The 610-nt window shown below is 73.0% G+C and carries 1 protein-coding gene; it reads right to left on the bottom strand.

What is annotated here, in order from left to right; all coding sequences use genetic code 11:
* On the bottom strand, positions 1 to 610 hold a 610-nt coding region (locus FV228_RS32000; protein WP_147857992.1), incomplete at both ends, for an AMP-binding protein.

Below are 610 nucleotides of genomic sequence, written 5' to 3'. Positions count from 1 at the left end.
GCCTCGGCCCAATCGTGGTCGCGGCCCGCGACGAGCGTCGCGGCGCATTGGGGTCGCTGCAGGATCAGGCAGGCCTCGGGCTTGTGCCGGGAGGTGGCGATCGCGAGGTCCAACAGCGGCTTGTAGGCGACCACCCGGTTCGGCTCCAGGCCGCAGGAGGCCGCCAGCACCACCTTCGGGGCCGCATCCTCGATCCGCACCGCCAATTCGTTCGCCGCGAAGCCGCCGAACACCACCGAGTGGACGGCGCCCAGCCGGGCGCAGGCCAGCATGCCGAACAGGGCCTCGGGCACCATCGGCATGTACAGGATCACCCGGTCGCCCTTGCCGACGCCGAGATCGGCCAGCACGGCGGCGAGCGCCGCCACCGCATCGCGCAACTCCCGGTAGCTGATGCTGCGCTTGGTCCCGGTGACAGGGGAATCGTACAGGATCGCCGCCTGCTCGGCTCGCGCCCCGTCGGCGTGGCGGTCCACCGCGTTGTGGCAGGCGTTGAGCGTCCCGTCCGGGAACCAGCGGCCGTAGGGCCCGGTATCCGGCGCGAAGATCTGCTCGGGCGCGCGCGACCAGTCGAGCGCCCCGGCCGCCGCGCGCCAGAACGCCTCCGGGT

This window comes from Methylobacterium sp. WL18 (genome assembly GCF_008040015.1).
In the GTDB taxonomy this organism is placed as follows: Bacteria; Pseudomonadota; Alphaproteobacteria; order Rhizobiales; family Beijerinckiaceae; genus Methylobacterium; species Methylobacterium mesophilicum.
This window is presented reverse-complemented; position numbering and strand designations above follow the sequence as displayed.